This window comes from Loktanella agnita (assembly GCF_046640325.1).
GTDB lineage: Bacteria > Pseudomonadota > Alphaproteobacteria > Rhodobacterales > Rhodobacteraceae > Yoonia > Yoonia agnita.
In genome coordinates, this window is record NZ_JBJMBF010000005.1 from 211570 (window position 1) to 233730 (window position 22161).

A 22161-nucleotide genomic window follows, 5' to 3' on the forward strand; every position below is an offset into this window, starting at 1 on the left:
ATTCTGTTTCTGACGTATACGCAGTTAGCGCCAGAGACAAATGGTCAATCTGCCACGCCAACGGGCTATGGGCATTCTTCATCAGTTCACCTAGATATATAGCCTGATTTTTGAAAGGCGCGCTGCGATGCCCGAATTGCCCGAGGTTGAAACCGTCAAAGCCGGTCTTGCCCCCGTTACGGAAGGCCAGATTATTGCGCGTGCCGATGTGAACCGGCCCGACCTGCGCTGGCCTTTTCCGCCCGATATGGCGGCGCGGCTACAGGGACGGCGCATCGACCGGCTGCGTCGACGCTCCAAATATATTCTGGCCGATCTGGACAGCGGGGAAACCCTGTTGATCCATCTGGGCATGTCAGGGCGGATGCTGATATCTGGCCATACGGTCGGCGAATTTCATCACCCACATCCGACCCCGGCCAAGCATGATCATGTCGTCCTGCATATGGCGAACAGCGCGCGGATCACCTTCAACGACGCACGGCGCTTCGGTGCAATGGATCTGATGGCGACGGCAGAGCAAGAGGATCACTGGCTATTGCGCGATCTTGGGCCTGAACCTTTGGGTAACACCTTTAACGAAGCCTATCTGATTGACCGTTTGCAGGGGCGCAACACGCCGATCAAGACCGCCCTGCTTGACCAGCGGATCGTGGCGGGGCTCGGCAATATCTATGTATGCGAGGTGCTGTTTCGGGCCGGGATAGATCCGCGCCGAAAGGCTGGGCAGATCAGCGCCAAACGGGTCGCAATGCTGGTCCCGCTGATCCGCGATGTCCTGTCGGAAGCCATTGAGGCTGGCGGATCATCACTGCGTGATTACCGGCAGGCGGATGGGGAGCTGGGGTACTTCCAGCATGTTTTTAAGGCTTATGACAAGGCAGATGCGCCCTGCGTAACCCCCGGATGTGAAAAGACAATCCAGCGAATCGTGCAATCGGGACGCTCAACTTTCTTTTGCCCGCAATGCCAAAGATAACTTGATCCGGCCCCGCGCTTTGCTAAGCACTAGTGTCAGACCAGCGCGAAAAGGGACAGCAGCATGGCGTTTGAGACAATCATTGTGGATGTCGAAGATGATATCGCGACTATCACACTCAACCGGCCCGATGCGCTGAACGCGCTCAACAGCACATTGCTGGGCGAATTATGCACCGCTTTGGAAGAGGCGGACGCTAATGACAAAGTCCGCTGCATCATCATAACCGGTTCGGAAAAGGCATTTGCCGCCGGGGCGGATATCAGCGAAATGGCCGACAAAAGCTTTGTCGACATGTATACCTCGCGGTTCTTCCAGAACGAAACCGACCGCTTTGCCCGCATTCGCAAGCCAATTATCGCGGCGGTTTCTGGCTATGCGCTGGGCGGAGGCTGCGAACTTGCAATGATGTGCGATTTCATCATCGCCGCTGATACCGCCAAGTTTGGCCAGCCAGAGATTAATCTGGGTGTGATTGCCGGGATGGGCGGCACCCAGCGGCTGACGCGCTTTGTGGGCAAGTCAAAAGCGATGGACATGCATCTGACCGGGCGGTTCATGAATGCAGAAGAGGCAGAGCGCAGCGGTCTGGTCAGCAGGGTTGTGCCCGCGAAAAAGCTGATGGCAGAGGCAAGGTCAGCCGCCGACAAGATTGCAGAGAAATCACAGATTGCCGCAATGGCCGCCAAGGATGCTGTGGACCGGGCCTTTGAGACGACGCTCACCGAAGGGCTGAATTACGAACGCCGCCTGTTTCAGGCAATGTTCGCCACGGATGATCAAAGCGAAGGCATGACGGCGTTTACTGAAAAGCGCGAAGCACAGTTCCGCGACAAGTAAGTGTGCCCAGGTGCCGCGTCGGATAGGAAAACATCTCAAACACAGTTGACTCGGTCACGCGGACAGCTTAGTGCCGCCGCCATACATGCGCGTGAGGCCCGCCTAGGCCAGACACACCGGTACTGAACCCGGTCGGGGCATTCTGCGCTATCGAAATCTTTATGCACCCGACGAAGGGAAAGACCACATGGCAAATACGCCCCAGTCCAAAAAACGCGCCCGCCAAAATGCGGCCCGCTTTGCTGTCAACAAAATGCGCCGTTCGCGTATCCGCACTTATCTGCGCATTGTAGAAGAGGCGATCGCCTCTGGTGACCAGAAAGCAGCGGCTGCCGCGCTGAAAGCGGCGCAGCCAGAGCTGATGCGCGGCGTCACCAAAGGTGTTGTGCACAAGAACACGGCTTCGCGGAAAATTTCGCGCCTGTCATCGCGTGTCAAGGCACTCGGCTGATCGGCAGAAACCGGCTGATTCTGGCCGGAAGTATATGACCAAAGCGCGCCCTGATGGGGCGCGCTTTTTTGTTGCGGTGTTGCCCCATTGCGCAGGTTGCGTAGCTTTTTAAGGGGCTGGTAGATTCTTTTCAGGCAATCACTGAGTCAAGGGCGATGTTATGTTGAAGGTGCCCCAATCAGCTTGCTAGTTTATGCCAACGATTCACATCGTTCCGGGGGGACATGGAAGAAACCGACGGTTTGTTGGGGTGTTTGATACAAGGCTTTACGCCGTGCAATCGCCCAGCAAACGTTGGCTTCATACATTAGGTGGCGTCGGCATCGGCAGTGTAATGCTGTGATACCATGCTGTCTTGTGTCTGCAACGTTGCCGGGGGTCTGCTCCCTTCGCAATGGCTGCTGGTCTATGTTCTTTTGTCTGCCATTTGGCGGCGGCATTTGCGTTTTCGCAAGGGTCGTCTCTGGAACCTATGGATTTTGTAAAAGGCCTTCTGCCGGGGTGGGGACCCCCTGGTCGCGGTAAGGTTTGTGCTGGTGAGATGGTTAACGCAGGGGGGTGCGCCCCGATGTGTGTAGTGTAAAGTTGAATACGTGGGACAAAGGGCAAAAATGACCAACGACATCTGGGCAAAGGTGCTCGCGGCATTGAAGGGCGCGATTGGGACGAACAACTTTTCCAATTGGATCGAACCATTGGAATTCGCACAGCTTGCTGGCGGCATCGCGACGTTCCACGTCCCGACGAATTTCATCGGCAACTATGTGTCCCAGAATTTCGGTGATCAGATCATCTATCACATGAACAAACAGGGGCAGGATGTGCAGCGCCTGCGCTTCACCGTACCAAGCACGACCCACACTGCCGCGCCAACTCCCAAAGCCCGGCCCGTCGCCAAGGCAACGGCCACGGAAGACATCTCTGGCGCACCACTGGATGCGCGGTTCACATTCGATACGTTTGTTGTTGGCAAACCCAACGAGCTCGCCCATGCTGCGGCACGCCGCGTGGCCGAAGGTGGCCCTGTCACCTTTAACCCGCTGTTCCTTTATGGTGGCGTCGGTCTGGGGAAAACCCACCTGATGCATGCCATCGCGCATGAGCTAAAGCAGCGCTCGCCTGAATTGAACGTGCTCTACCTGTCCGCCGAGCAGTTCATGTACCGCTTCATCACCGCCCTGCGTGAACGCAAGATGATGGATTTCAAACAGCTGTTCCGTTCGGTCGATGTGCTGATGGTCGATGACGTGCAGTTCATCGGTGGCAAAGACAGCACACAGGAAGAGTTCTTTCACACTTTCAATGCGCTGGTGGACGGGCAAAAGCAGATCATCATTTCGGCCGACCGTGCCCCCGGCGAGATCAAGGATTTGGAAGAGCGGATTAAATCTCGTCTGCAATGCGGGCTGGTCGTTGATCTGCACCCGACCGATTATGAACTCCGCTTGGGCATTCTGCAGTCCAAAGTCGGCGTTTATGCCGCCCAATACCCCGAATTGGTTATCGCCCCCGGCGTGCTGGAATTCCTCGCCCATCGGATTTCCACCAATGTGCGCGTGCTTGAAGGTGCGCTGACCCGGCTCTTCGCCTTTGCCTCGCTTGTAGGTCGCGAAATCACGCTGGAACTGACGCAGGACTGCCTGTCGGATGTGCTCAAAGCCTCGGACCGCAAGGTTACGGTCGAGGAAATCCAGCGGAAAGTGTCCGAACACTACAACATCCGGCTGTCCGATATGATCGGGCCAAAGCGGGTGCGCAACTACGCGCGGCCACGCCAGATTGCCATGTATCTTGCCAAGCATATGACCAGCCGCTCTCTGCCTGAGATCGGACGCCGGTTTGGCGGGCGCGATCACACCACCGTTATGCACGGGGTGCGCCGCATCGAAGAGCTAAAGGCGACAGACAGCCAAATGGCCGATGATCTGGAACTGTTGCGCCGCGCGCTTGAAGAATAGCCCCAGCGCCCTGAAAAGGGGCGATTCCGCCTGAACGCCCCACCGCATTCGGCGAGTTTCTGCACTTGCATTATAGGCTGTGGTTTGCGCTGGACGCGGGCCACCAACCATGAGCAACCTGCAACAGGGGAGGCCATGAACGGAGCGGTGGCCATGACGGAACGATTTGCAGCGCAGTACCTCTGGGGCGGGATCTTTCCCCGGCGCGAGGTGGATGCCGATATTTTTCAGGATGGCGAAATATCGACTGCCCTGACCCACATCACTTACAAACTTTACCAGCCGCCGCGGCTTGCCCGCGACCCGGCGGTGGTGGTGATGCTGCATGGCTGCACCCAAACGGCCGAGGATTTTGCCCAAGGCACCCGCATGAACCGTTACGCCGACAGCCACGGCTTTCTGGTCATTTATCCGCAGCAAAATCTGTCGGCCAATATGAAACGCTGCTGGAACTGGTTCAATCCGCGCAATCAGGGACAATCGGGTGAGGCTGCGACCGTCATGCAGATCGTTGATGACGTGATTGCCGCCCATGATCTGACGACGCCGCAAGTTTTTGTTGCGGGGCTTTCGGCAGGTGCCTCGCTCGCCGCTATTCTGGGGCGGGCTTATCCTGACAGGATCAACGCGATTGGGATTCATGCAGGCGTCCCAATGGGCGCGGCGCGGACCGTGCCGGGGGCGTTTCACGCGATGGAAAATGGCGATACGGGCGAAATCGGGCCCGGCCCCACGCGCGCCATTATCTTTCAGGGTGACGCGGACACGACCGTTGTGCCTGCGAATGGTGACCGGATCGCCTTTGCGCCAGAGGCAAAGGTCACACGGCGCAGGCTATTTTCAGGCTGGCGCTGGTGCCACCGGCACCTGATCGGGGCGACCGCAGACAACGCGCGCGCAGAATATTGGAAAGTGGCGGGGCTGGATCACGCGTGGTCGGGCGGGAACCCGGCAGGCAGCTATGCCGACCCACGTGGTCCCCACGCCACACGCGAAATGATACGTTTTTTCTTTGGCTACCGGCGGTCAATCTATCCTCTGGTTGCTGCGATGTTGTTTCTGCGCCGATACCTGCGTTGAATGAGCCAGAAAAGCATCGGTCCTGACCCTTTGCGCCCCCGCAGGGCTTGACCCTGCGCAGTCCCTGCCTGACAGTCGCAAAAAACACCTTGAGCCGCCGTGGAAATGCAGTAGATTTCGCGTCCCGGCAGCCCCGGCCATCAAGATATGCGGAGATTGGGACATGAAATTCAGCATCGAGCGCGCGGTTCTTCTCAAAGCGGTGGCCCAGGCCCAATCCGTGGTCGAGCGGCGCAATACAATTCCGATCTTGGCCAACGTGCTGATCGAAGCCGAAGGCGACGATGTGCAGTTCCGCGCAACCGATCTGGACATTGAGGTCGTCGACCGCGCTCCGGCCAAGGTTGAACGCGCTGGTGCCACAACAGTCGCTGCGGTGACACTGAATGAAATCGTGCGCAAACTGCCTGACGGCGCGCTGGTGACGCTGAGCGAAGACAGCACCGCCGGACGGCTCACGATCGAGGCTGGACGATCCAATTTCTCTCTCGCGACGCTGCCCAAAGAAGACTTCCCAGTCATGGCGTCCTCGGAATACAGCGCGAATTTCGCCGCCCCCGCGCCAGTGCTGCGGCGGCTGTTCGACAAGTCGAAATTCGCCATCTCGACCGAGGAAACACGCTACTATCTTAACGGCGTCTACATGCATGTGGCGGACGGGGATGGTGGCAAAATGCTGCGCTGTGTGGCGACCGACGGGCACCGGCTTGCCCGGATTGACGCGGATCTGCCCGACGGGGCCGCCGATATGCCCGGCGTGATTGTGCCGCGTAAGACCGTGGGCGAGCTGCGCAAACTGCTGGAAGACGACGAGATGCAGATTGCCGTCTCCGTCTCGGAAACGAAAATCCGCTTTGCCACACCTGATATCACCCTCACATCCAAGGTCATTGATGGTACCTTCCCCGACTACACCCGCGTTATCCCGCAGGGCAACACCCGCAAGCTGGAAGTCGATGCAACCGAATTCGCCAAGGCGGTGGACCGCGTTGCAACAGTGTCTTCTGAACGCTCGCGCGCGGTGAAACTGGCGCTTGATGAAGACCGGCTGGTGCTGTCCGTGAACGCGCCCGACAGCGGTGCGGCCGAAGAAGAGCTGGCCGTCGCCTATTCCGACGAACGGCTCGAAATCGGGTTCAACGCGAAATACCTGCTGGAAATCGCCAGTCAGGTAGACCGGGAAAACGCCGTGTTCATGTTCAATTCTTCCGGTGACCCGACGCTCATGCGCGAAGGTAACGACACCAGCGCGATCTATGTCGTGATGCCGATGCGCGTGTGACAGGGTCAAAAATTTGCAAAATTTTTGGAAGCAGGATTTTTGAAAATCCTGATCAGCGCCCATGACACAGCTTGCGCTTTCCAAACTGACGCTTTCGCATTTTCGCAGCCATAAACGCGCGGTTCTTGATCTTGACCCGCGCCCGATGGCGATTTTCGGGCCAAACGGGGCGGGCAAAACCAACCTGTTAGAGGCCGTCTCGCTGCTGTCGCCCGGTCGCGGTTTGCGCCGTGCGGCAGCTGATGACCTGACCCGCAGGCCAGAGGCATTAGGCTGGAAGATTACCGCGCAACTGCAATCCCTGCACCAGACACATGAAATCGAAACCTGGGCCGAGGCCGGAAACCCACGCCAGCTGCGCATTGATGACAAGGCCGCGCCGCAGGTCGCATTGGGGCGGATCGCGCGCATTCTCTGGCTGGTGCCCGCTATGGACCGACTTTGGATCGAAGGGGCTGAAGGGCGGCGACGCTTTCTTGACCGCGCCACGCTCAGTTTCGAACCAACCCATGCGGATGCGGTGCTGAGCTATGAAAAGGCGATGCGCGAACGTAACCGTCTGTTAAAAGACATGGTGCGCGACCCGCATTGGTATACGGCACTTGAGGCGCAGATGGCTGAATCCGGGGCCGCCATGCACCGTAACCGCGCCGATGCGATCCTGCTACTGACCCAAGCGCAAAGCGAAGCGCAGACCGCTTTCCCAACCGGCCTGCTCGATCTGATCCACCCGGACCCGGCTTGTGATGCCCCCGATGATGCTGCGGCGCTACAGGCCGCGTTGAAAGAAAACCGCTCGCGCGACATGGCCGCCGGGCGCAGCCTGATCGGACCGCACCGCGCCGATCTAAAGGCTGTCTTTGCAGATAAAGGCGTTGCCGCAAAGGATTGCTCGACCGGCGAACAAAAGGCGCTGTTAATCAGCCTGATCCTCGCAAACGGACGGGCGCTCGCCCGCGATTTCGGCGCGCCGCCGATCCTGTTGCTGGATGAGGTCGCAGCCCATCTTGACGCCACCCGCCGCGCCGCGCTTTATGATGAAATCTGCGCCCTCGGCGCGCAGGCCTTCATGACCGGCACCGGGCCAGAGCTTTTCGCCGAACTGGGCAGCCGGGCCCAATTTACCGAAGTAACCGATGAAAACGGCCTCTCAACCGTCACCAGAAAGGACAGCGCATGACCCCGCAACGTGTCACCCTGATCACCCTTGGCGTCGCTGATTTGACCCGGTCCAAGACATTTTACGCCGCGCTCGGCTGGGTGCCGACTTCGGATGAGGGTGAGGTCGTCTTCTATCAGATCAACGGCATGGTGTTGGGCTTTTTTGGGCTGGAACCACTGGCCAAGGATCAGGGCCGCCCGGATGCAAAGCTGGGAACCGGCGCGATGACGTTGGCCCAGAATTTCGAAACCGAGGCCGAAGTTGACGCCGCCTACGCGCAGGCCATCGCGGCTGGGGCAGAGGCGTTGAAAGCACCAGAAAAGGTATTCTGGGGTGGTTATTCGGGCTACTACGCTGATCCCGACGGACATGTGTGGGAGGTCGCGCATAACCCATTCTGGCCGCTCAACACGGATGGCAGCCTGACGCTGCCCGCACCTGATGCAGATTGAACGAATTGACGAAATGCGGCTGTGCCCAGCGGATGAGGGACAGATCGCCAACCTGCTTGGCGCGGCCTTCGACAGTGATTTCGGCGGGCGGTCGTTCTGCCAGCAACGCCCGCATCTTCGTTTGGTGACCCGGCAGGATGACCGGATCGTCGGGCATATGGGGATCGACCTGCGCGATATTCGCATGGGCGATACGGCCGTAACTGTTGCCGGGCTAGGCGATGTCGCCACCGACGCCGCCTGCCGGGGGCAGGGGATCGCGTCGGCCCTTTTGCGGGCGGCGATTGCCGAGGTAAAGCAAAGCCCGGCGCAGTTCTTCATCCTCTTCGGGGATGCGCCCCTCTATGCGGGCAATGGGTTTCAAGCCATGACAAATACGATCCGGTTCATCTCGCTGCTTCATAACAGGACCCATGCGATCTACGAGCAGCCCAGCGACGGGCTAATGGTCTTACCGCTGGACAATCTCGCCTGGGACCCTGACGCGCTGATTGATCTTGTGGGGCACCCAATCTGATGACCGCGACACCTTGGGACCTGCTTCTCTACGCGGGCGCGCTTTTCATTCTGTTCATGACACCGGGGCCGGTCTGGGTGGCACTGCTCGCGCGGTCGCTATCGGGCGGGTTTCAGGCAGCTTGGCCGCTGGCGCTAGGGGTTGTCGTTGGCGATGTGCTCTGGCCACTGGTCGCGGTGCTGGGTGTCACATGGCTCGTCTCGGAATTCGCAGGCTTCATGGATGTGCTGCGCTGGGTCGCCGTGGTCGTGTTCGTCGTGATGGGCATCGCGCTGATCCGCAACGCGGATAAAACGATCGGCTCCGACAGCCGTCTGACGCGGCCGGGTATGTGGGCGGGGTTTCTTGCAGGGCTCGCAGTAATCCTCGGTAATCCCAAGGCCATCCTGTTCTACATGGGGGTACTGCCGGGCTTTTTCGATCTGACGCAGGTGACCGTGCTGGATATTCTCGCCATCTGCTTTCTCAGCTTCCTGATCCCGCTTTTGGGGAACCTGGTGCTTGCGGCCTCTGTCGACAGGGTGCGCAGCCTGATGACCTCGCCCGGTGCGATCCGGCGGATGAACATAACAGCGGGCGGGCTTCTGATCGCCGTTGGCGTCGTGATTGGGTTTACTTAGGCGCGGCCAGCCAGGCATGCAGATAAGGGCGCAAGCGTTCTTCATGCGTGCCTGCATCATGCAGCGCGCAGAATTTCAGCGCCATCGCCTGCACTGCAAAGGCCTGAAATCCTTCGGCCAGCAGCACCGCATCCACATCACTGCGGATCACGGTTCCCTGTAGCCGGGCAATCCATGTGGCCACCAGTTCAGTCTGATGCAGAAAGTTGAGCGAGATCAGCTCAGTCGTTTCAATCGCCGCGGCACCGGAAAAACGTATGACCACATCAAAAACCACGCGGTCCTGCGCCATATAGTCCATTAGCACGGCAAAGGCATCGGTTATGCTGTCAATGCTTTCCGGCGCGGGGCGGGCGGCGATCTCTGACAGGATGCGCTCCATCTGCTCGCCGATCAGCAGGGCCATCAGGCGGTCTTTATCCTCAAAATGGGAAAAGAACGTCCCCTTTGCGACCTGCGCACGGGCAACCACATCTTCTACGCGCAACGTTTCAAATCCAGCCTTTTGCACAATCGTGCGTGCGGCATCGATCAGCTTTTGGCGTGTGGCAAGGCGGCGTTTTTGCGGTGCGCGTGTCTCCATACGTACAGATATCGCAGATTGTTTGACCGTGGTCAAATTTAGTAATTGACCACGGTCAATTTTTGACTCTATAAAATGACCATAGTCAATTTAAGGAATCCGATATGACACAAAAACGCATCCTCATCCTCGACGGGAATCCCGGCGAAGCATCACTGTCACGCTATTTTGCTGACAGTTATGGAAATGCAGCAAAGCAGGCAGGGGCCAAAATTCGGCTGCACCACCTATCAGAAATGGCATTTGATATGGATTTCGGGAAGGGAAACTACACCCAGTTCAAAGCGCTTGAAGCGCCTTTAGAGGCATTCATGACGGATCTTGAATGGGCCGAACACATTGTCATAATGACACCTTTGTGGTGGGGCGGACTGCCCGCCAAGCTGAAAGGGCTTTTTGATCGGGCCTTGCTACCCGGGCGGGCCTTCAACACACGCGTCAGCACCCGGCTGGGCATGCCGACGCCAATGTTAACGGGCAAGACAGCGCGGGTGATTGTCACATCGGACACCCCTGCGTGGTTCGAACGGCTGATCTACAAACAGGCCTTCATGCACCAAACGACAAAACAAATCCTCGGATTTGTCGGCATCAAACCCACCCGTTACACGTGGTTTTCCCCGGCGAGCGAGGCAACAGAACAGCAAGTCAGACGCTGGTCAAAAACCGTAAGCAATCTTGGGAAAATCGCAGCCTGAATCCTGTTGGAATAAGTTCTTCCAAAACCACAAAATCTTGTGTCATTCGCGTGACAACCTCCCCCAAAACGCATATATTTTGGGCAAGAAGTTACGGGACAAGTTACATGGCCGAAGATAACAAGAACAACCAAGAATATGGCGCCGATTCTATCAAGGTTCTCAAAGGGTTAGAAGCCGTCAGAAAGCGCCCCGGTATGTATATCGGGGATACTGACGATGGCTCTGGCCTGCACCACATGGTGTATGAAGTCGTCGACAACGGCATTGACGAAGCATTGGCCGGTCATGCCGACCATGTTTACGTGAAAATCAACGCCGACGGGTCGGTCACCGTCGGCGATAACGGGCGCGGTATTCCGGTCGGCATCCACGAAGAAGAAGGCGTTTCCGCGGCCGAGGTTATTATGACCCAGCTCCACGCGGGCGGGAAATTCGACAGCAACTCTTACAAGGTCTCGGGCGGCCTTCACGGCGTGGGCGTGTCGGTGGTCAACGCGCTGTCCGATTTCCTTGAACTGCGCATCTGGCGCGACGGCAAGGAGCATTACGCCCGGTTCGAAGGCGGCTTCACCAAAGAACATCTGCGCGTCGAAGGCGACGCCAATGGTCGCAAAGGCACAGAGGTCACCTTCCTCGCCTCGACAGAGACATTCAGCAACCGGGATTACGAATTCCACACGTTGGAAAAACGGCTGCGCGAACTGGCCTTTCTGAACTCCGGCGTGCGGATCATCCTCGAAGATCTGCGGCCTGCTGAGCCGCTCAAAGTGGATTTATACTATGAAGGTGGCGTTAAGGAATTCGTAAAATACCTCGACCGCTCCAAGACCCCGCTGATGGACGCGCCGATTTATGTTGTCGGTGAACGTGACGATATCGGGGTTGAGGTCGCGATGTGGTGGAACGACAGCTACAATGAAATGGTGCTGCCCTTCACCAACAATATCCCCCAGCGCGATGGGGGGGCCCATTTGGCTGGTTTCCGTGGCGCTTTGACCCGCGCAATTGCGAAATATGCTGCTGAGACCGGGATCTCGAAAAAAGAAAAAGTGTCGCTGACCGGGGATGATGCCCGCGAGGGGCTGACCTGTGTGTTGTCGGTCAAAGTGCCGGATCCAAAATTTTCCAGCCAAACCAAAGACAAACTCGTCAGTTCCGAGGTCCGTCCCGCAGTGGAAAACCTGGTGGGTGAAAAACTGAACGAGTGGTTTGAAGAAAATCCACAGGTTGCCAAAATGATCATATCAAAGATTGTTGAAGCCGCCGCCGCGCGAGAGGCAGCGCGCAAAGCCCGCGAAATCCGACGCAAATCGGCGATGGACGTGAATTTCAACGCGTCAAAGCTGAAAGATTGCTCCGAAAAAGACCCTTCGAAGACCGAAGTTTTCTTGGTGGAGGGTGACTCTGCCGGCGGCTCCGCCCAGACCGGGCGCGACCGGAAAACACAGGCAATCCTGCCCCTGCGCGGTAAAATCCTGAACGTGGAACGGGCGCGGTTCGACCGGATGCTGTCCAGCCAAGAGGTCGGCAACCTCGTCATGGCGCTTGGCACCGGCATCGGGCGTGACGAATTCAACATCGATAAACTGCGCTACCACAAGGTGGTCATCATGACCGATGCTGACGTGGATGGCGCACACATCCGGACCTTGCTGCTCACGTTCTTCTTCCGGCAAATGCCAGAGCTGATTGAAGGCGGATACCTCTACATCGCGCAGCCCCCGCTCTACAAAGTGTCACGCGGCAAGTCAGAGGTTTACCTCAAGGATCAGGCCGCGATGGATGAATATCTGATCGAACAGGGCATTGACGGCGCGATGCTGCGGCAGGGCAATGGCGAAGAAATCGCTGGGGCCGATCTGCGCCGTGTCGTGGATGACGCGCGCCAGCTCAAACGTGTGCTGGACGCATTCCCGACCCACTACCCGCGCCATATTCTGGAACAGGCCGCCATCGCCGGGGCCTTTGTGCCCGGCGCGGTTGATTCTGATTTGCAAGGCGTGGCGGACCGGGTGGCCAAACGGCTGGACCTGATTGCATTGGAATGGGAACGCGGCTGGCAGGGGCGGATCACACAAGATCACGGCATTCGTCTGGCCCGCATCCTGCGCGGCGTGGAAGAGGTGCGCACGCTGGACGGTCCGCTGCTCCGCTCGGGCGAGGCGCGCAGAACCGGCTCCTTCACCCAAGGCTTGCAGGACGTCTACAACCTGCCTGCGACGCTCGTGCGCAAAGACCGCAGCCAACTTATCCATGGCCCGCTTGATCTGCTGAAAGCGATCCTCGAAGAAGGCGAAAAGGGTCTTTCGCTACAGCGCTACAAAGGGCTGGGTGAGATGAACCCAGACCAGCTCTGGGAAACAACATTGGACCCCGATGCACGCACGCTCTTGCAAGTCAAAATCGATGACGTCGCCGAAGCGGACGACCTGTTCACCAAGCTCATGGGCGACGTGGTCGAACCACGGCGCGAATTCATCCAGAACAACGCGTTGAGCGTCGAAAATCTGGACTTCTGAACGTTGTAGGATCGCGCATAACCTTACGTTCGACCCAAAGGTTTGCGCGATTCACCCAATAGTTTGCGCTGCCCCCGTTTGAAGCATTTTTTTCAAGGTCGAATTTTCTGCATGATCGGTGTCGTTTTTTCCGACAGTGAATTTTTGCCGAGTAGTTCACGGCGAGCGACAGAGGATCGATTACTACTCTCTATGATGTCGGTGTGCGTCGGGAGCAGTTTGCGGGTTACCGCAAAGCCCTGCTCGGGACATAACGGATGTAGCATTCGGCCCTATGCCGCCGTTCACTCAGGACGCTGCGCCGCAATGCGGCACCTCCGAAACGGTCGTTCGGTCTCCGGTGCAGCATTTCTAAGTGTAAAATGGTGGCTATGTTGGCAATGCTGATATTGCTAAGCCGCGCCACTAATGGGAAAAAGGGTGAGCGTCGGCTTCATCACTTTCGTGAATCGATATGGCGAAGCCGACACCATTCGCGATTATTTAGCCGCGAAGGAAAATATCGATGACTTTGCGCGCCAGGACGGCGCGCGCAACTGGACCATTCCGCTTGGGGTGGAATGGCGGATTATCGGCGGCACCTGAGGAGGTAGCGACATAGCACCATCAGATGGCAGGCCGCTTGAGATGAAGCCATGGAGGGAACCGAACAATGGACCAACAGAATACTGAGCCCTCGAACGAGGCCGCAGCGCTTGCTGATATTCTGAAATGGTCTGTCGATTTGCCCGGCTGGCAGCGCGACGCCTTGCGCCGGTTGTGCAGCCAGACCAAGTTGGAACCCGCAGATATCGCGGCGCTTGTCGCTGTCTGCAAGGGCAGCAATTCCGCAGCTCCGCTGGACGCCAGTCACATTCGTGATCCTGCTGCAAACCATGCGGTTGTTAGCCTCAGCGCCTTGCATGGACTATCGAATGTGAATGCACTCGCGCCTGGCGAGCAGCTGTCCTTCGGCAAGACCGGTCTTACCGTGATCTATGGTGACAATGGGGCTGGCAAATCCGGATACGCCCGCGTCCTCAAACAGCTTTGCCGGGCACGCTCACCGAAGGGTGATACCATCCTTCCGAATATCTATACTGGTGCAGGCGGCGTACCGACTGCCAGCATCGACTTCTTCATCGGCGGTCAGAAGCGAAACGCGACGTGGAATCAGGGTGGAGCGGTCGATCCTATGCTGTCCGCCGTCAGCGTCTTCGACTCCCGTACCGCCAATATCCATGTCGAGAACACCAACGATCTTGCCTATACGCCCCTTCCTCTCCGCATTCTCGCCGGCCTCGCGCAGGCGTGCCAGGATGTGAAAGCCGAACTTTCGGCCGAAATCCATAAGCTGCAACAGCAGACACCCGTCGTCCTCTCGAAACCCGAATGCAAGCCGGATACGGCGGTCGGCAAGATGATTGCCGGATTGTCTGGAAAGACCAAACCAGAAGCCATTGAGAAGCTGGCAGGCCTGAACGCGCAGGAAGACGCTCGGCTTCAAACCCTCATTTCCGACCTCGCCAGAGATCCCGCCCGGACAGTACGTCAGCTCCAGGCTAAGGAAACCCGTATTAATGCGGTGATCGAGCAGATAAGTAAATTGACCGCCGCCGCCTCTGACCAGAAACGGACCGCGCTCCGCGAGGCTCATGGGCGTCTTGCGACTGCGCGGGCGGCTGCGTTGGCCGCATCCGTCGATCTTTTCGCTGCGGAACCTCTCCCATACATTGGCTCGGACATCTGGAGAGCCCTGTGGGACGCGGCTCGAACCTATTCACGCGAAGCGGCCTATACCGAAAAGCCTTTTCCCGTGACGGACCCCGATGCCCATTGCGTCCTGTGCCAGCAGCCGCTCAGCGAGGAAGCCGCTAACCGACTGAGCAGCTTCGAAGCCTTCGTCCAGAACGAAAGCAAACGTCGTGAAGAGGAAGAAGCCGCAGCTTATGCCGAGCTGCTGGAGCAGCTATCCTCGCATAGCTTCCCCATGAAAGATCTCCCCTCGTTCGTCACTCTGATCCGCGACGATGTCGGCAAGGACGAGCTGGCGAAGACCATTCGCCGCCAGATCGTCCAGCTGTCCTGGCGACTACGGGCGGTGCTTCGAACCCACGCCGACGAGGTTTTGCATACGTTGCCGCCGGACGTGATCCCGACACCAGAGGAATTACGTGATGTGCTGGACGGGATCGCCACGCGCATCGAAGGCTTGGAATCGGAGGCAGGCTCTCCCCAACGTGCCGCCCTTATAAATGAGCGCGACGGCCTGGCCGACCGGAAGTGGCTCGGCGTTGTGCAAGCCGATGTTTTTGCCCAGATTGAGCGCCGCAAGGCCATCGAGGCCCTGGAAAAAGCCAGAAAGGACACGACCACAAATAAGATCACGACGCAGAGCGCCCGGATCGCCCAAGCTCTTGTGACCAATCGCCTGCGCGGCCGCTTCGCGACCGAAGTCGACAAGCTCGGCGTCGCCGGCCTCGCCATCGAGCTTCAACAGGCTAAGACCTCAGCGGGGGTGCCCTTTTTCTAGGTGCGTCTCATCAACAAACCGAGTGAACCCGTCGGTAAGGTTTTGAGTGAAGGCGAGCATCGTTGTGTAGCGCTCGCCGCCTTCCTCGCCGAGCTGTCGACCATCGACGCGCAGTCGGCCATCGTTTTCGACGACCCGGTTTCCTCTCTTGACCACCTGCACCGCGATCGGGTCGCCGCACGCCTGGCCGAAGCGGGTGCCACCCGCCAGGTGATCGTGTTTACGCACGACATGGCCTTTCTGCTGCTGCTCGACGAAGCCTGCCGTGCAACCAAGGATCGCGAGGCAACGCCGGTCGCGTACCGCCTGATTAGCCGTGGCACCGATAATTCTGGCTTTTGCCATCAGGATCCGCAAGCCAGCGTCATGCCGCTCGACAAGGTGGTCGACGGCATGAAGGCTCACCTCGCCAATTTGAAGATTCATCACGAGCGCGGCGACCAGGCGAAATGGTTGCGGGAGGTGACGTCCTTCCAAGACCAGCTTCGCACTTGCTGGGAGCGTGCGGTAGAAGAGGTAGTCGGACCTGTAATCCGTCGCTTGTCGCGCAAAATCGATACGACTGGCCTGATCAAGCTTACCATCCTCACGGACACAGACTGCGCTACGATGCGTGAGGCCTTCGGCCGTTGCTCCGCGCTCCTTCATAGTCAGCCCGGCAAAATCAATCCCCGCTTGCCCTCAGCGTCGGTGATCGAATGCGAAATCAGCGCGCTGGCGAACTGGATCGACGACATTCGAGCCCGCCAGGAGAAGGTTGCATGATGTTGCTCTGTCGCGCCAATGAGATGGCAGAAGAGGACCGGATAGTTGTCAACGACGATCGCGACATATTTGCCAGAATCAATGCTGATCAGGATCGGTCCCGATCTGCGAATCCTGGATGAGAGCGGCGCGCCGATTCCATTCCCCACCGCTGAGGCGTTTGCCTGGTTTTTCCATGAGTATGTGCATTACCTGCATAATATCTCGACGGCGAGCGGTATTGCCGCTTTCGTCAATACACTTGAGTTGTGGCGGTGCTTTCGCCCGACGATAGACGAAGGCGGCAATAGTCTCGGTTCGGCACCTTTAGAAGCCGAACGAAACCGGCATTTGCAGGAGCTAACTGCGTATCTGGACGGCGCTCGGCGTAAGAACGTGCCGCTGATAAAACGACTGGTTGATGTAGCCTCGGTCAAAGTGCTGTCGATGAGCAAATCGTCTGGCATAGTGACGAAACAGGGTACGCTGCTGTCCGTTGTCGTATGTGAAGCCGAAGCGATGGATAGGGGCGGACAGACCGAAGCGCTTACCGTTAAAATCGGAACCTTGGAGTTGCTGGAAGGCGCAGCTTGGCTTCTTGAAAAGAAAATGGCCGTTGCCATCGATCCCTGCGCAAATGTTGTGCCGCCGGCCGTCTTCCCGTACCGGATCGCTGAGGCGGTGGTCGACTACATCATGCCCGGCGTTGATGATGAGGGTGTGCTGGCCTTTATCCTCGCGGCACTCCAGAGTTCGGATGCACCCGGCGGGTTTGCGGAGTTGCTTTCCGCCGCTCAACATGTCGAGTTGGACCCAGATGACGCGCCCGCGTATCTACGCGCGCAGGCGGAATGCGCTATCGCCCAGAACAAGGCAGGACTGGAGGCACAGCTTAGCGCCCTTGAAGCAGAATTCGCCAATGAGGGGGCTATGGCGAAAGCGGTCCTTCATGTGATCAGCATAGCCCGCCAGAGCTTCGCGGAGCGCGAACGAGACCCATTTTTTGAACTGGAGATGATCGCGGCTTTTCGGGATGAAACCCAGAATCCGGTTCAGGTGCTCAGCCAGCTTCTGCCCTGCGCCGTCCTACAACAGAACCCGGGTCCCGCAGATCAGGTACAGCGGGATTTTCTTTTATCGTTTTATCCGGCCACCGATATTGCGGATGAGGACATAGAGAGCCTGATGCGCGTGGTGCAGGCTATCTTTCATTATGTCGGTGTTCACCGCTCTGTCTCCGGTTTCGTGGAAACTCAGCGGGCGACGCACCGGCCATGCCCGTTCTATTGTTGCTGCAATCTCGCACTGCGGCGGGAAGACCCGGCTGTCTGCGGTCAATCACCGTGGCAGGCGGCAGATTGGCAGACTTGGGATGAGAATAAGGGTATGTGCTGGTATGGTGCCGCCGTGCGCATTACCCGCCCGCCGCCCGTGTGAAAACTATCGGCATCAGCCCGTCGGCGTCGGCGGATCTGAACCGTAGTACATCCGTCGGGAGCATGGATATCAGGTTGCCCCGGCAGCTTCACGCCAACCACTCGTTCGAGCGGAAGTGCCAAGCCCTGCAATTCTCCCTAAATTTCGGAAAAGCGTGCCTTAATGTTAGCGGCCACTATACGCGACGCGACCGGTTAAGCAGGGAGGCGAGACGCTGAGGACTTTTACTGGCTGCAAACAGGTATCCGGGAAACTTTTGTAGAATCTGATGAGTGTTTGAAGCATAGAAAAGTCTTTCCATAGTCAGACTGAACGCACCGAGCCGTGGCCGAGGGACGCCAGTTTAGAAGAGAACCGCAAATTAAAAAAGGATTGCGGCGATATGTGTCGAGCAACCGCTTACACAATTCCTGCAGGCGATTGGCTCAGTGCCCGTTTCGTAGATTCGGGCAAGATCTGAAGAAAATGAACCTCAAGCATTTCACCCTCAAACGAGACGGTGATAAGGGCAGGTTTCATCCAGTTCATGATATTTCCAGTACCTTCACCTCTCGTACATAAGCGCCAACCTGGTATTCAACTGACTCGCCAACTTCTGCGTCGAGCAAAGCAGCTCCGAGAGGAGAGTGTATTCCCACCAAACCTTGGTCTGGATCATTCTTTCCGTCGACAAGCTTGAAGGATAGCTTCTTACCGCCGTCGGAAAGACTCTCGACCTTGACTTTGCTACCCGGACCGATCGCAATCCGTTCCGTCTTAACCTGAGGCGCGAAGGTCTCGGCAGCTTTTTCTGCCGCTACACGGTGCGAGAATAGATCATCGCTGTCACCGATAGGTAAGGCTTCTTGCACCATGCGCCGTGTATGCGCTTTCTCTTCAACCGGACCTTCCGACATCGGGCGGTCAACATTTCGGACGATATCATCGATCATTTCCATCGCGCTGGCGGGAGACAACTTTGGAGGAGCTTGTCTCGAGGTTCTTAATAAAAAAACTCCTCTAATGAGTCGTTCTCCTCCTCCCATTTAGAAACAAAATCTTGCACGATCTTATTGCGGTCCCGTTCCCGCTCGAACTCATCGATGATCAGGTCCTTCTGGTCACTGTTCATCGTGCAGACGCCTAATGACTGATCTGGATGACGGGTCATGTGTCTTACAACAGCACTTACAACTGCCCGAGCCTCAATCTCGTTGCGACCAGATTTGTAAGCGCCAGGCACCTCAACTATATGGACACCCATGTAAGGGTCGTCCTCTTGTGGCGATGGGAAGATAGTCAACTCTTCCTTGTACATCATCTTGTTGGAGAACTGGATTAGGGCCGAGTGCCGAGATCTATAATGCCAGCGGAGCTGGCGGATCGGCATGAAGGCGACGTTCGCCATGTCCAGAATGCTTTCGCTATCCTCACGCAGGTCCTCATCGATATCCTCATCGTCCAGCATTTTGCGAAAGAACGATGTCGGAGGGAGCTGCTTGGTATCCCCGACGACCACCGCCTGGCCAGCACGACTAAGCGCCCCGATCGCATTCTCCGGAGTCATTTGGGACGCTACATCGATCACCACGAGATCGAATTCCATGCCCTCATGCAAATACTGTGCTACTGCCAGTGGCGACATCATCCAACAAGGTTTCAGCTCCAACAACGCTTGGCCAGCCCGCTGAGTAAGCTCTCGAATGCCAAGGCGATTCCGTCGCTTATTCATCTCATTAATTATCAGGCTCATTTCGGTATAAGTCGACTTGCGACCGATACCGTTTCCCTGCGGCGGACGAGCATCGCGCAACAAACCCTGACGAATGACCTTGCGCGACATCCGGATAAGTTCGCGGTCACGCTCGATGATTTCTTCACGAATCCGGTCAAAATCCTGCCCGTCGTAGTCCTGCAATGCAGAGCCGTGAATGGTGAATGCTTTGTCGACCATATTTTTGGCGATGATCGCTCGCATCACCTTGGCAAGCCGAGTGGGATCAAAATCCTCTAAATCACTGTAGGCCCAATCGACCAATTCAGTGTACCCTTGACGACGCAAGGTATCTTCGGAACGCTTGAGTTGTGCACGATCCAACAAAGCGTCTGGATCCAGCGACGCCGCTTCCAAATCAGATTTGTGATCAAACAAAAATTGCAGGGACCTATAATCTACCGGCAGATGGACACTATCGCAGAATTCTCCAGCCCGTGCGGCCAAATCGTTGCGACGCTCATCTATTTCCATGACTGTTCGCAACAGGGAATCCGCATCGGCTGAGCGCAGGATAGATACTGCCAGATCAGTATTTTCGAAATCGAGTATCGCCCTCGCCAAACGAACCTCTCTTTCCACAGCCACGATCGCGGTAGCTTTCCCCAGATAGCGATCTCCAAGAATGCCCCCAATCTCAGAAGTCGCGAGTGAACTCTCCAATGATTGGATGCGGGCCCTGTTTCCGATAAATTCTTCGATTTCGTGCAGATCAATATCCGAACGGCCTTGGAATAGGGAAAGGTAATTTCGCGATGCAGTAAGCGCGTCATTTCCGGCAGTAATATCGTCGTTCAGGATTTCGGTATCTCCGCGGAGTTCAGATAGGGTTGGGGCAGTTGAAATCCCATAACCAATGGCTTGATGGACAGTCATACCAGTATGCCCCAAGGGCTTACCCAGCGCATCGAGGTAGCCTTGCAAGATAGCCCGCCGGCGTTCCAGAGCGTTCTTGCGTGACTCAAAGTCACGTCCTGCGGAATCGCCGCCACGCCCCAGCGCTATACGCTCCTCAAGGCTTTCATAAATCTTCTCGCGCGTCCCGCGTCCCGCCTGTAGGGGCAGTATGAAAGGACCAATATCGGCGGCCTCGAGGCGGGCTTTGACCACATCGAGAGCGGTTAGCTTCTCGGCGACGAAAAGGACCTTTTTTCCATCAGCCAGTGCGGCCGCGATTAAGTTGACGATAGATTGGCTTTTCCCAGATCCAGGCGGTCCTTCGAGAGCCATGTTATCGCCTCGCGCCGCGTCGACCAAAGCCGAGTATTGCGAGGCATCAGCGTCCATGACCAAGTGTGGAACCATGCGGGCTACTTCAGGGTCATCAGTTTCATATGTCTCCGCATATGACCCGTCTCCCACGCCCGAACTTGCCAACATTGTGGCGACGACCTCGTTGTCAGCAAGTGCGCGGCGCGACGGGTCAAGATCGTGATACATGGCAATTTTTGAAGATGGGAATATCCCAAACATAACTTCTCGCCGTATCTTCCAGTCCCAACCCTTTGGTGCAGCCTCCTCCGCTAAGAGAAAATAGTCCTCAATACTGCCGCCTTCATATTCAGGTAACGCAAGGCCATGCTCAGATTGCAGCTTCTGCATAAGCGTGGTGTTCATCGACATTTTTTCGATGCCACTAACATGGAACTCAGCGCTTCTGGGTGACTGCTTTCGGTCAACCCGGATCTCAATAAGTAGAAGGGGGCTGAGGAATTTAGAACGTTCTGCTGGATCTTTCCATTCCAAAATACCGAAGGCTGCATGGAATACGTTTACGCCGGTTTCTCTCTCAAAAGAGCGCCCTTTATCGATGATGCTTTTTGCTACACGTGTAAGCCGATCGGGCAGCATTAACGTCTGAATATCGGTGTCCTGGTGGCGCCCATCCTCATTTTCATCTTCAGGCATCGGTAAGATGTAACTTGGTGAGATTCCATGGTTGTCCGCATGCCGGACCAGATTTAGATCCTCTTTTGTCTGCCGCACAGGTAGATTCAGCGCCTCGCGAACTCGATCTTTGAGTGCGCGTTCAATCTTCAGAAGTTTGCCCTCTGCCTTCTCAGACTCGGGGTCGACCTTTGCTATTTCGGCAAGATATAGCTCATCCTCTTGCCGTGCTGCGTATAGCGCCTCGAGAAAGGTATCATCTTGCTCGTCGGGAAGTTCCTCTTCCAGGGCGGGCAGTGGAACGATGCGCATCGACTTGCCTGTCGTTAGGTTGTGGCGCAAACCTCGTTCGCAGCATCTGGGACATCTCACGCGCGGAAATGGCTGGACTCTACGATGTCGATGCGAACGTATTGGACAGGAGCGATGATCCGGCGCGTGATCTATCGCGCTTGGCCGGCATCAGCCGCTTGATGACCGACAGCCGTGCCTATCTGAAAACCTGCATTTCATGGCGAAGAGAGATCACCGAAAAGCAGGATCAAGATGCGCAGCTGGTTGACAGCCCGGCTTCGCAAGATGGTTCTTTATGAAGCGGGGTCGCGTTAGGTGCAAACTTTCGAGATAAAACCTGAGCCTAAGTCTTTCGGCTTCCTGATAGGGACGCCCACCCACCTGTCTGCG

Annotated in this window: 20 protein-coding genes; 17 read left to right on the forward strand and 3 right to left on the reverse strand. The window is 57.0% G+C overall.

Features of this window, described 5'->3' with window-relative positions:
- Positions 1-127: 127 nt before the first annotated feature.
- From mutM to ACJ5NV_RS07695, 10 genes are all read left to right on the forward strand, one after another.
- Entirely contained in the window at positions 128-979 is an 852-nt protein-coding gene (mutM, locus tag ACJ5NV_RS07650; protein WP_411643058.1) for a bifunctional DNA-formamidopyrimidine glycosylase/DNA-(apurinic or apyrimidinic site) lyase, read from the forward strand.
- 63 nt (positions 980-1042) lie between these two features.
- A complete protein-coding gene (locus ACJ5NV_RS07655) occupies positions 1043-1819 on the forward strand; it encodes an enoyl-CoA hydratase (protein WP_411643059.1) in 777 nt (258 codons plus the stop codon).
- Positions 1820-2006: 187 nt separating this feature from the next.
- Positions 2007-2270: a 30S ribosomal protein S20 gene (rpsT, locus tag ACJ5NV_RS07660; RefSeq protein ID WP_411643060.1), complete on the forward strand. Its 264-nt coding sequence runs from the start codon at positions 2007-2009 to the stop codon at positions 2268-2270.
- Between the two features lie 611 nt (positions 2271-2881).
- Positions 2882-4228 carry a chromosomal replication initiator protein DnaA gene (gene dnaA / locus ACJ5NV_RS07665; protein WP_411643061.1) on the forward strand — a complete coding sequence of 449 codons (1347 nt, stop codon included), beginning with the start codon at positions 2882-2884 and terminating at the stop codon, positions 4226-4228.
- A gap of 153 nt (positions 4229-4381) precedes the next feature.
- Positions 4382-5308, forward strand: coding sequence for an extracellular catalytic domain type 1 short-chain-length polyhydroxyalkanoate depolymerase (locus tag ACJ5NV_RS07670; protein ID WP_411643062.1), 927 nt, complete (start codon positions 4382-4384; stop codon positions 5306-5308).
- A gap of 163 nt (positions 5309-5471) precedes the next feature.
- Complete coding sequence (gene dnaN, locus ACJ5NV_RS07675; protein WP_411643063.1) at positions 5472-6590, forward strand: DNA polymerase III subunit beta; 1119 nt, start codon at positions 5472-5474, stop codon at positions 6588-6590.
- Positions 6591-6651: 61 nt separating this feature from the next.
- A complete protein-coding gene (gene recF / locus ACJ5NV_RS07680) occupies positions 6652-7770 on the forward strand; it encodes a DNA replication/repair protein RecF (RefSeq protein ID WP_411643064.1) in 1119 nt (372 codons plus the stop codon).
- On the forward strand, positions 7767-8204 hold the full coding sequence (locus tag ACJ5NV_RS07685) for a VOC family protein (RefSeq protein WP_411643065.1): 438 nt from the start codon (positions 7767-7769) through the stop codon (positions 8202-8204). Before recF ends, ACJ5NV_RS07685 begins: the two co-directional genes overlap by 4 nt.
- A 13-nt stretch (positions 8205-8217) precedes the next feature.
- Positions 8218-8721: a GNAT family N-acetyltransferase gene (locus tag ACJ5NV_RS07690; RefSeq protein WP_411643066.1), complete on the forward strand. Its 504-nt coding sequence runs from the start codon at positions 8218-8220 to the stop codon at positions 8719-8721.
- Positions 8721-9341, forward strand: coding sequence for a LysE family translocator (locus ACJ5NV_RS07695; RefSeq protein WP_411643067.1), 621 nt, complete (start codon positions 8721-8723; stop codon positions 9339-9341). Before ACJ5NV_RS07690 ends, ACJ5NV_RS07695 begins: the two co-directional genes overlap by 1 nt.
- On the opposite strand, the gene ACJ5NV_RS07700 is transcribed toward ACJ5NV_RS07695, so the two are convergent.
- Positions 9334-9924, reverse strand: coding sequence for a TetR/AcrR family transcriptional regulator (locus ACJ5NV_RS07700; protein ID WP_411643068.1), 591 nt, complete (start codon positions 9922-9924; stop codon positions 9334-9336). The two genes, ACJ5NV_RS07695 and ACJ5NV_RS07700, sit on opposite strands and share 8 nt — an antisense overlap.
- A gap of 104 nt (positions 9925-10028) precedes the next feature.
- On the opposite strand from ACJ5NV_RS07700, the gene ACJ5NV_RS07705 reads away from it, so the two are divergent.
- The 6 genes from ACJ5NV_RS07705 (at position 10029) to ACJ5NV_RS07730 (ending at position 17837) form a co-directional block, all read left to right on the forward strand.
- Entirely contained in the window at positions 10029-10622 is a 594-nt protein-coding gene (locus ACJ5NV_RS07705; protein WP_411643069.1) for an NAD(P)H-dependent oxidoreductase, read from the forward strand.
- Between the two features lie 107 nt (positions 10623-10729).
- The gene (gene gyrB / locus ACJ5NV_RS07710; RefSeq protein WP_411643070.1) at positions 10730-13144 is read left to right on the forward strand and encodes a DNA topoisomerase (ATP-hydrolyzing) subunit B; all 2415 of its coding nucleotides are present in this window, start codon (positions 10730-10732) and stop codon (positions 13142-13144) included.
- Positions 13145-13564: 420 nt separating this feature from the next.
- The gene (locus ACJ5NV_RS07715) at positions 13565-13729 is read left to right on the forward strand and encodes a hypothetical protein (RefSeq protein ID WP_411643071.1); all 165 of its coding nucleotides are present in this window, start codon (positions 13565-13567) and stop codon (positions 13727-13729) included.
- A 67-nt stretch (positions 13730-13796) separates the two neighbouring features.
- Positions 13797-15656, forward strand: a complete 1860-nt coding sequence (locus ACJ5NV_RS07720; protein ID WP_411643072.1) for an AAA family ATPase — start codon at positions 13797-13799, stop codon at positions 15654-15656.
- A complete protein-coding gene (locus tag ACJ5NV_RS07725) occupies positions 15657-16421 on the forward strand; it encodes an AAA family ATPase (protein ID WP_411643073.1) in 765 nt (254 codons plus the stop codon). It abuts the gene before it with no gap.
- A 45-nt stretch (positions 16422-16466) separates the two neighbouring features.
- Positions 16467-17837, forward strand: coding sequence for a hypothetical protein (locus ACJ5NV_RS07730; RefSeq protein ID WP_411643074.1), 1371 nt, complete (start codon positions 16467-16469; stop codon positions 17835-17837).
- Between the two features lie 524 nt (positions 17838-18361).
- Here ACJ5NV_RS07730 and ACJ5NV_RS07735 read toward each other — a convergent pair.
- Positions 18362-18769: a GreA/GreB family elongation factor gene (locus ACJ5NV_RS07735; RefSeq protein WP_411643075.1), complete on the reverse strand. Its 408-nt coding sequence runs from the start codon at positions 18767-18769 to the stop codon at positions 18362-18364.
- A gap of 50 nt (positions 18770-18819) precedes the next feature.
- A complete protein-coding gene (locus ACJ5NV_RS07740) occupies positions 18820-21789 on the reverse strand; it encodes a DUF4011 domain-containing protein (RefSeq protein ID WP_411643076.1) in 2970 nt (989 codons plus the stop codon).
- Between ACJ5NV_RS07740 and ACJ5NV_RS07745 the strand changes: the two genes are divergently transcribed.
- Positions 21774-22070: a hypothetical protein gene (locus ACJ5NV_RS07745; RefSeq protein ID WP_411643077.1), complete on the forward strand. Its 297-nt coding sequence runs from the start codon at positions 21774-21776 to the stop codon at positions 22068-22070. The genes ACJ5NV_RS07740 and ACJ5NV_RS07745 overlap by 16 nt on opposite strands.
- Positions 22071-22161: the final 91 nt, after the last annotated feature.

Bases quoted from the DNA above. Each gene is read 5' to 3' on its own strand.
- mutM (WP_411643058.1), top strand. From the start codon at position 128: ATGCCCGAATTGCCCGAGGTTGAAACCGTCAAAGCCGGTCTTGCCCCC.
- ACJ5NV_RS07655 (WP_411643059.1), top strand. From the start codon at position 1,043: ATGGCGTTTGAGACAATCATTGTGGATGTCGAAGATGATATCGCGACT.
- rpsT (WP_411643060.1), top strand. From the start codon at position 2,007: ATGGCAAATACGCCCCAGTCCAAAAAACGCGCCCGCCAAAATGCGGCC.
- dnaA (WP_411643061.1), top strand. From the start codon at position 2,882: ATGACCAACGACATCTGGGCAAAGGTGCTCGCGGCATTGAAGGGCGCG.
- ACJ5NV_RS07670 (WP_411643062.1), top strand. From the start codon at position 4,382: ATGACGGAACGATTTGCAGCGCAGTACCTCTGGGGCGGGATCTTTCCC.
- dnaN (WP_411643063.1), top strand. From the start codon at position 5,472: ATGAAATTCAGCATCGAGCGCGCGGTTCTTCTCAAAGCGGTGGCCCAG.
- recF (WP_411643064.1), top strand. From the start codon at position 6,652: ATGACACAGCTTGCGCTTTCCAAACTGACGCTTTCGCATTTTCGCAGC.
- ACJ5NV_RS07685 (WP_411643065.1), top strand. From the start codon at position 7,767: ATGACCCCGCAACGTGTCACCCTGATCACCCTTGGCGTCGCTGATTTG.
- ACJ5NV_RS07690 (WP_411643066.1), top strand. From the start codon at position 8,218: ATGCGGCTGTGCCCAGCGGATGAGGGACAGATCGCCAACCTGCTTGGC.
- ACJ5NV_RS07695 (WP_411643067.1), top strand. From the start codon at position 8,721: ATGACCGCGACACCTTGGGACCTGCTTCTCTACGCGGGCGCGCTTTTC.
- ACJ5NV_RS07700 (WP_411643068.1), bottom strand. From the start codon at position 9,924: ATGGAGACACGCGCACCGCAAAAACGCCGCCTTGCCACACGCCAAAAG.
- ACJ5NV_RS07705 (WP_411643069.1), top strand. From the start codon at position 10,029: ATGACACAAAAACGCATCCTCATCCTCGACGGGAATCCCGGCGAAGCA.
- gyrB (WP_411643070.1), top strand. From the start codon at position 10,730: ATGGCCGAAGATAACAAGAACAACCAAGAATATGGCGCCGATTCTATC.
- ACJ5NV_RS07720 (WP_411643072.1), top strand. From the start codon at position 13,797: ATGGACCAACAGAATACTGAGCCCTCGAACGAGGCCGCAGCGCTTGCT.
- ACJ5NV_RS07735 (WP_411643075.1), bottom strand. From the start codon at position 18,769: ATGATCGATGATATCGTCCGAAATGTTGACCGCCCGATGTCGGAAGGT.
- ACJ5NV_RS07740 (WP_411643076.1), bottom strand. From the start codon at position 21,789: ATGCGCATCGTTCCACTGCCCGCCCTGGAAGAGGAACTTCCCGACGAG.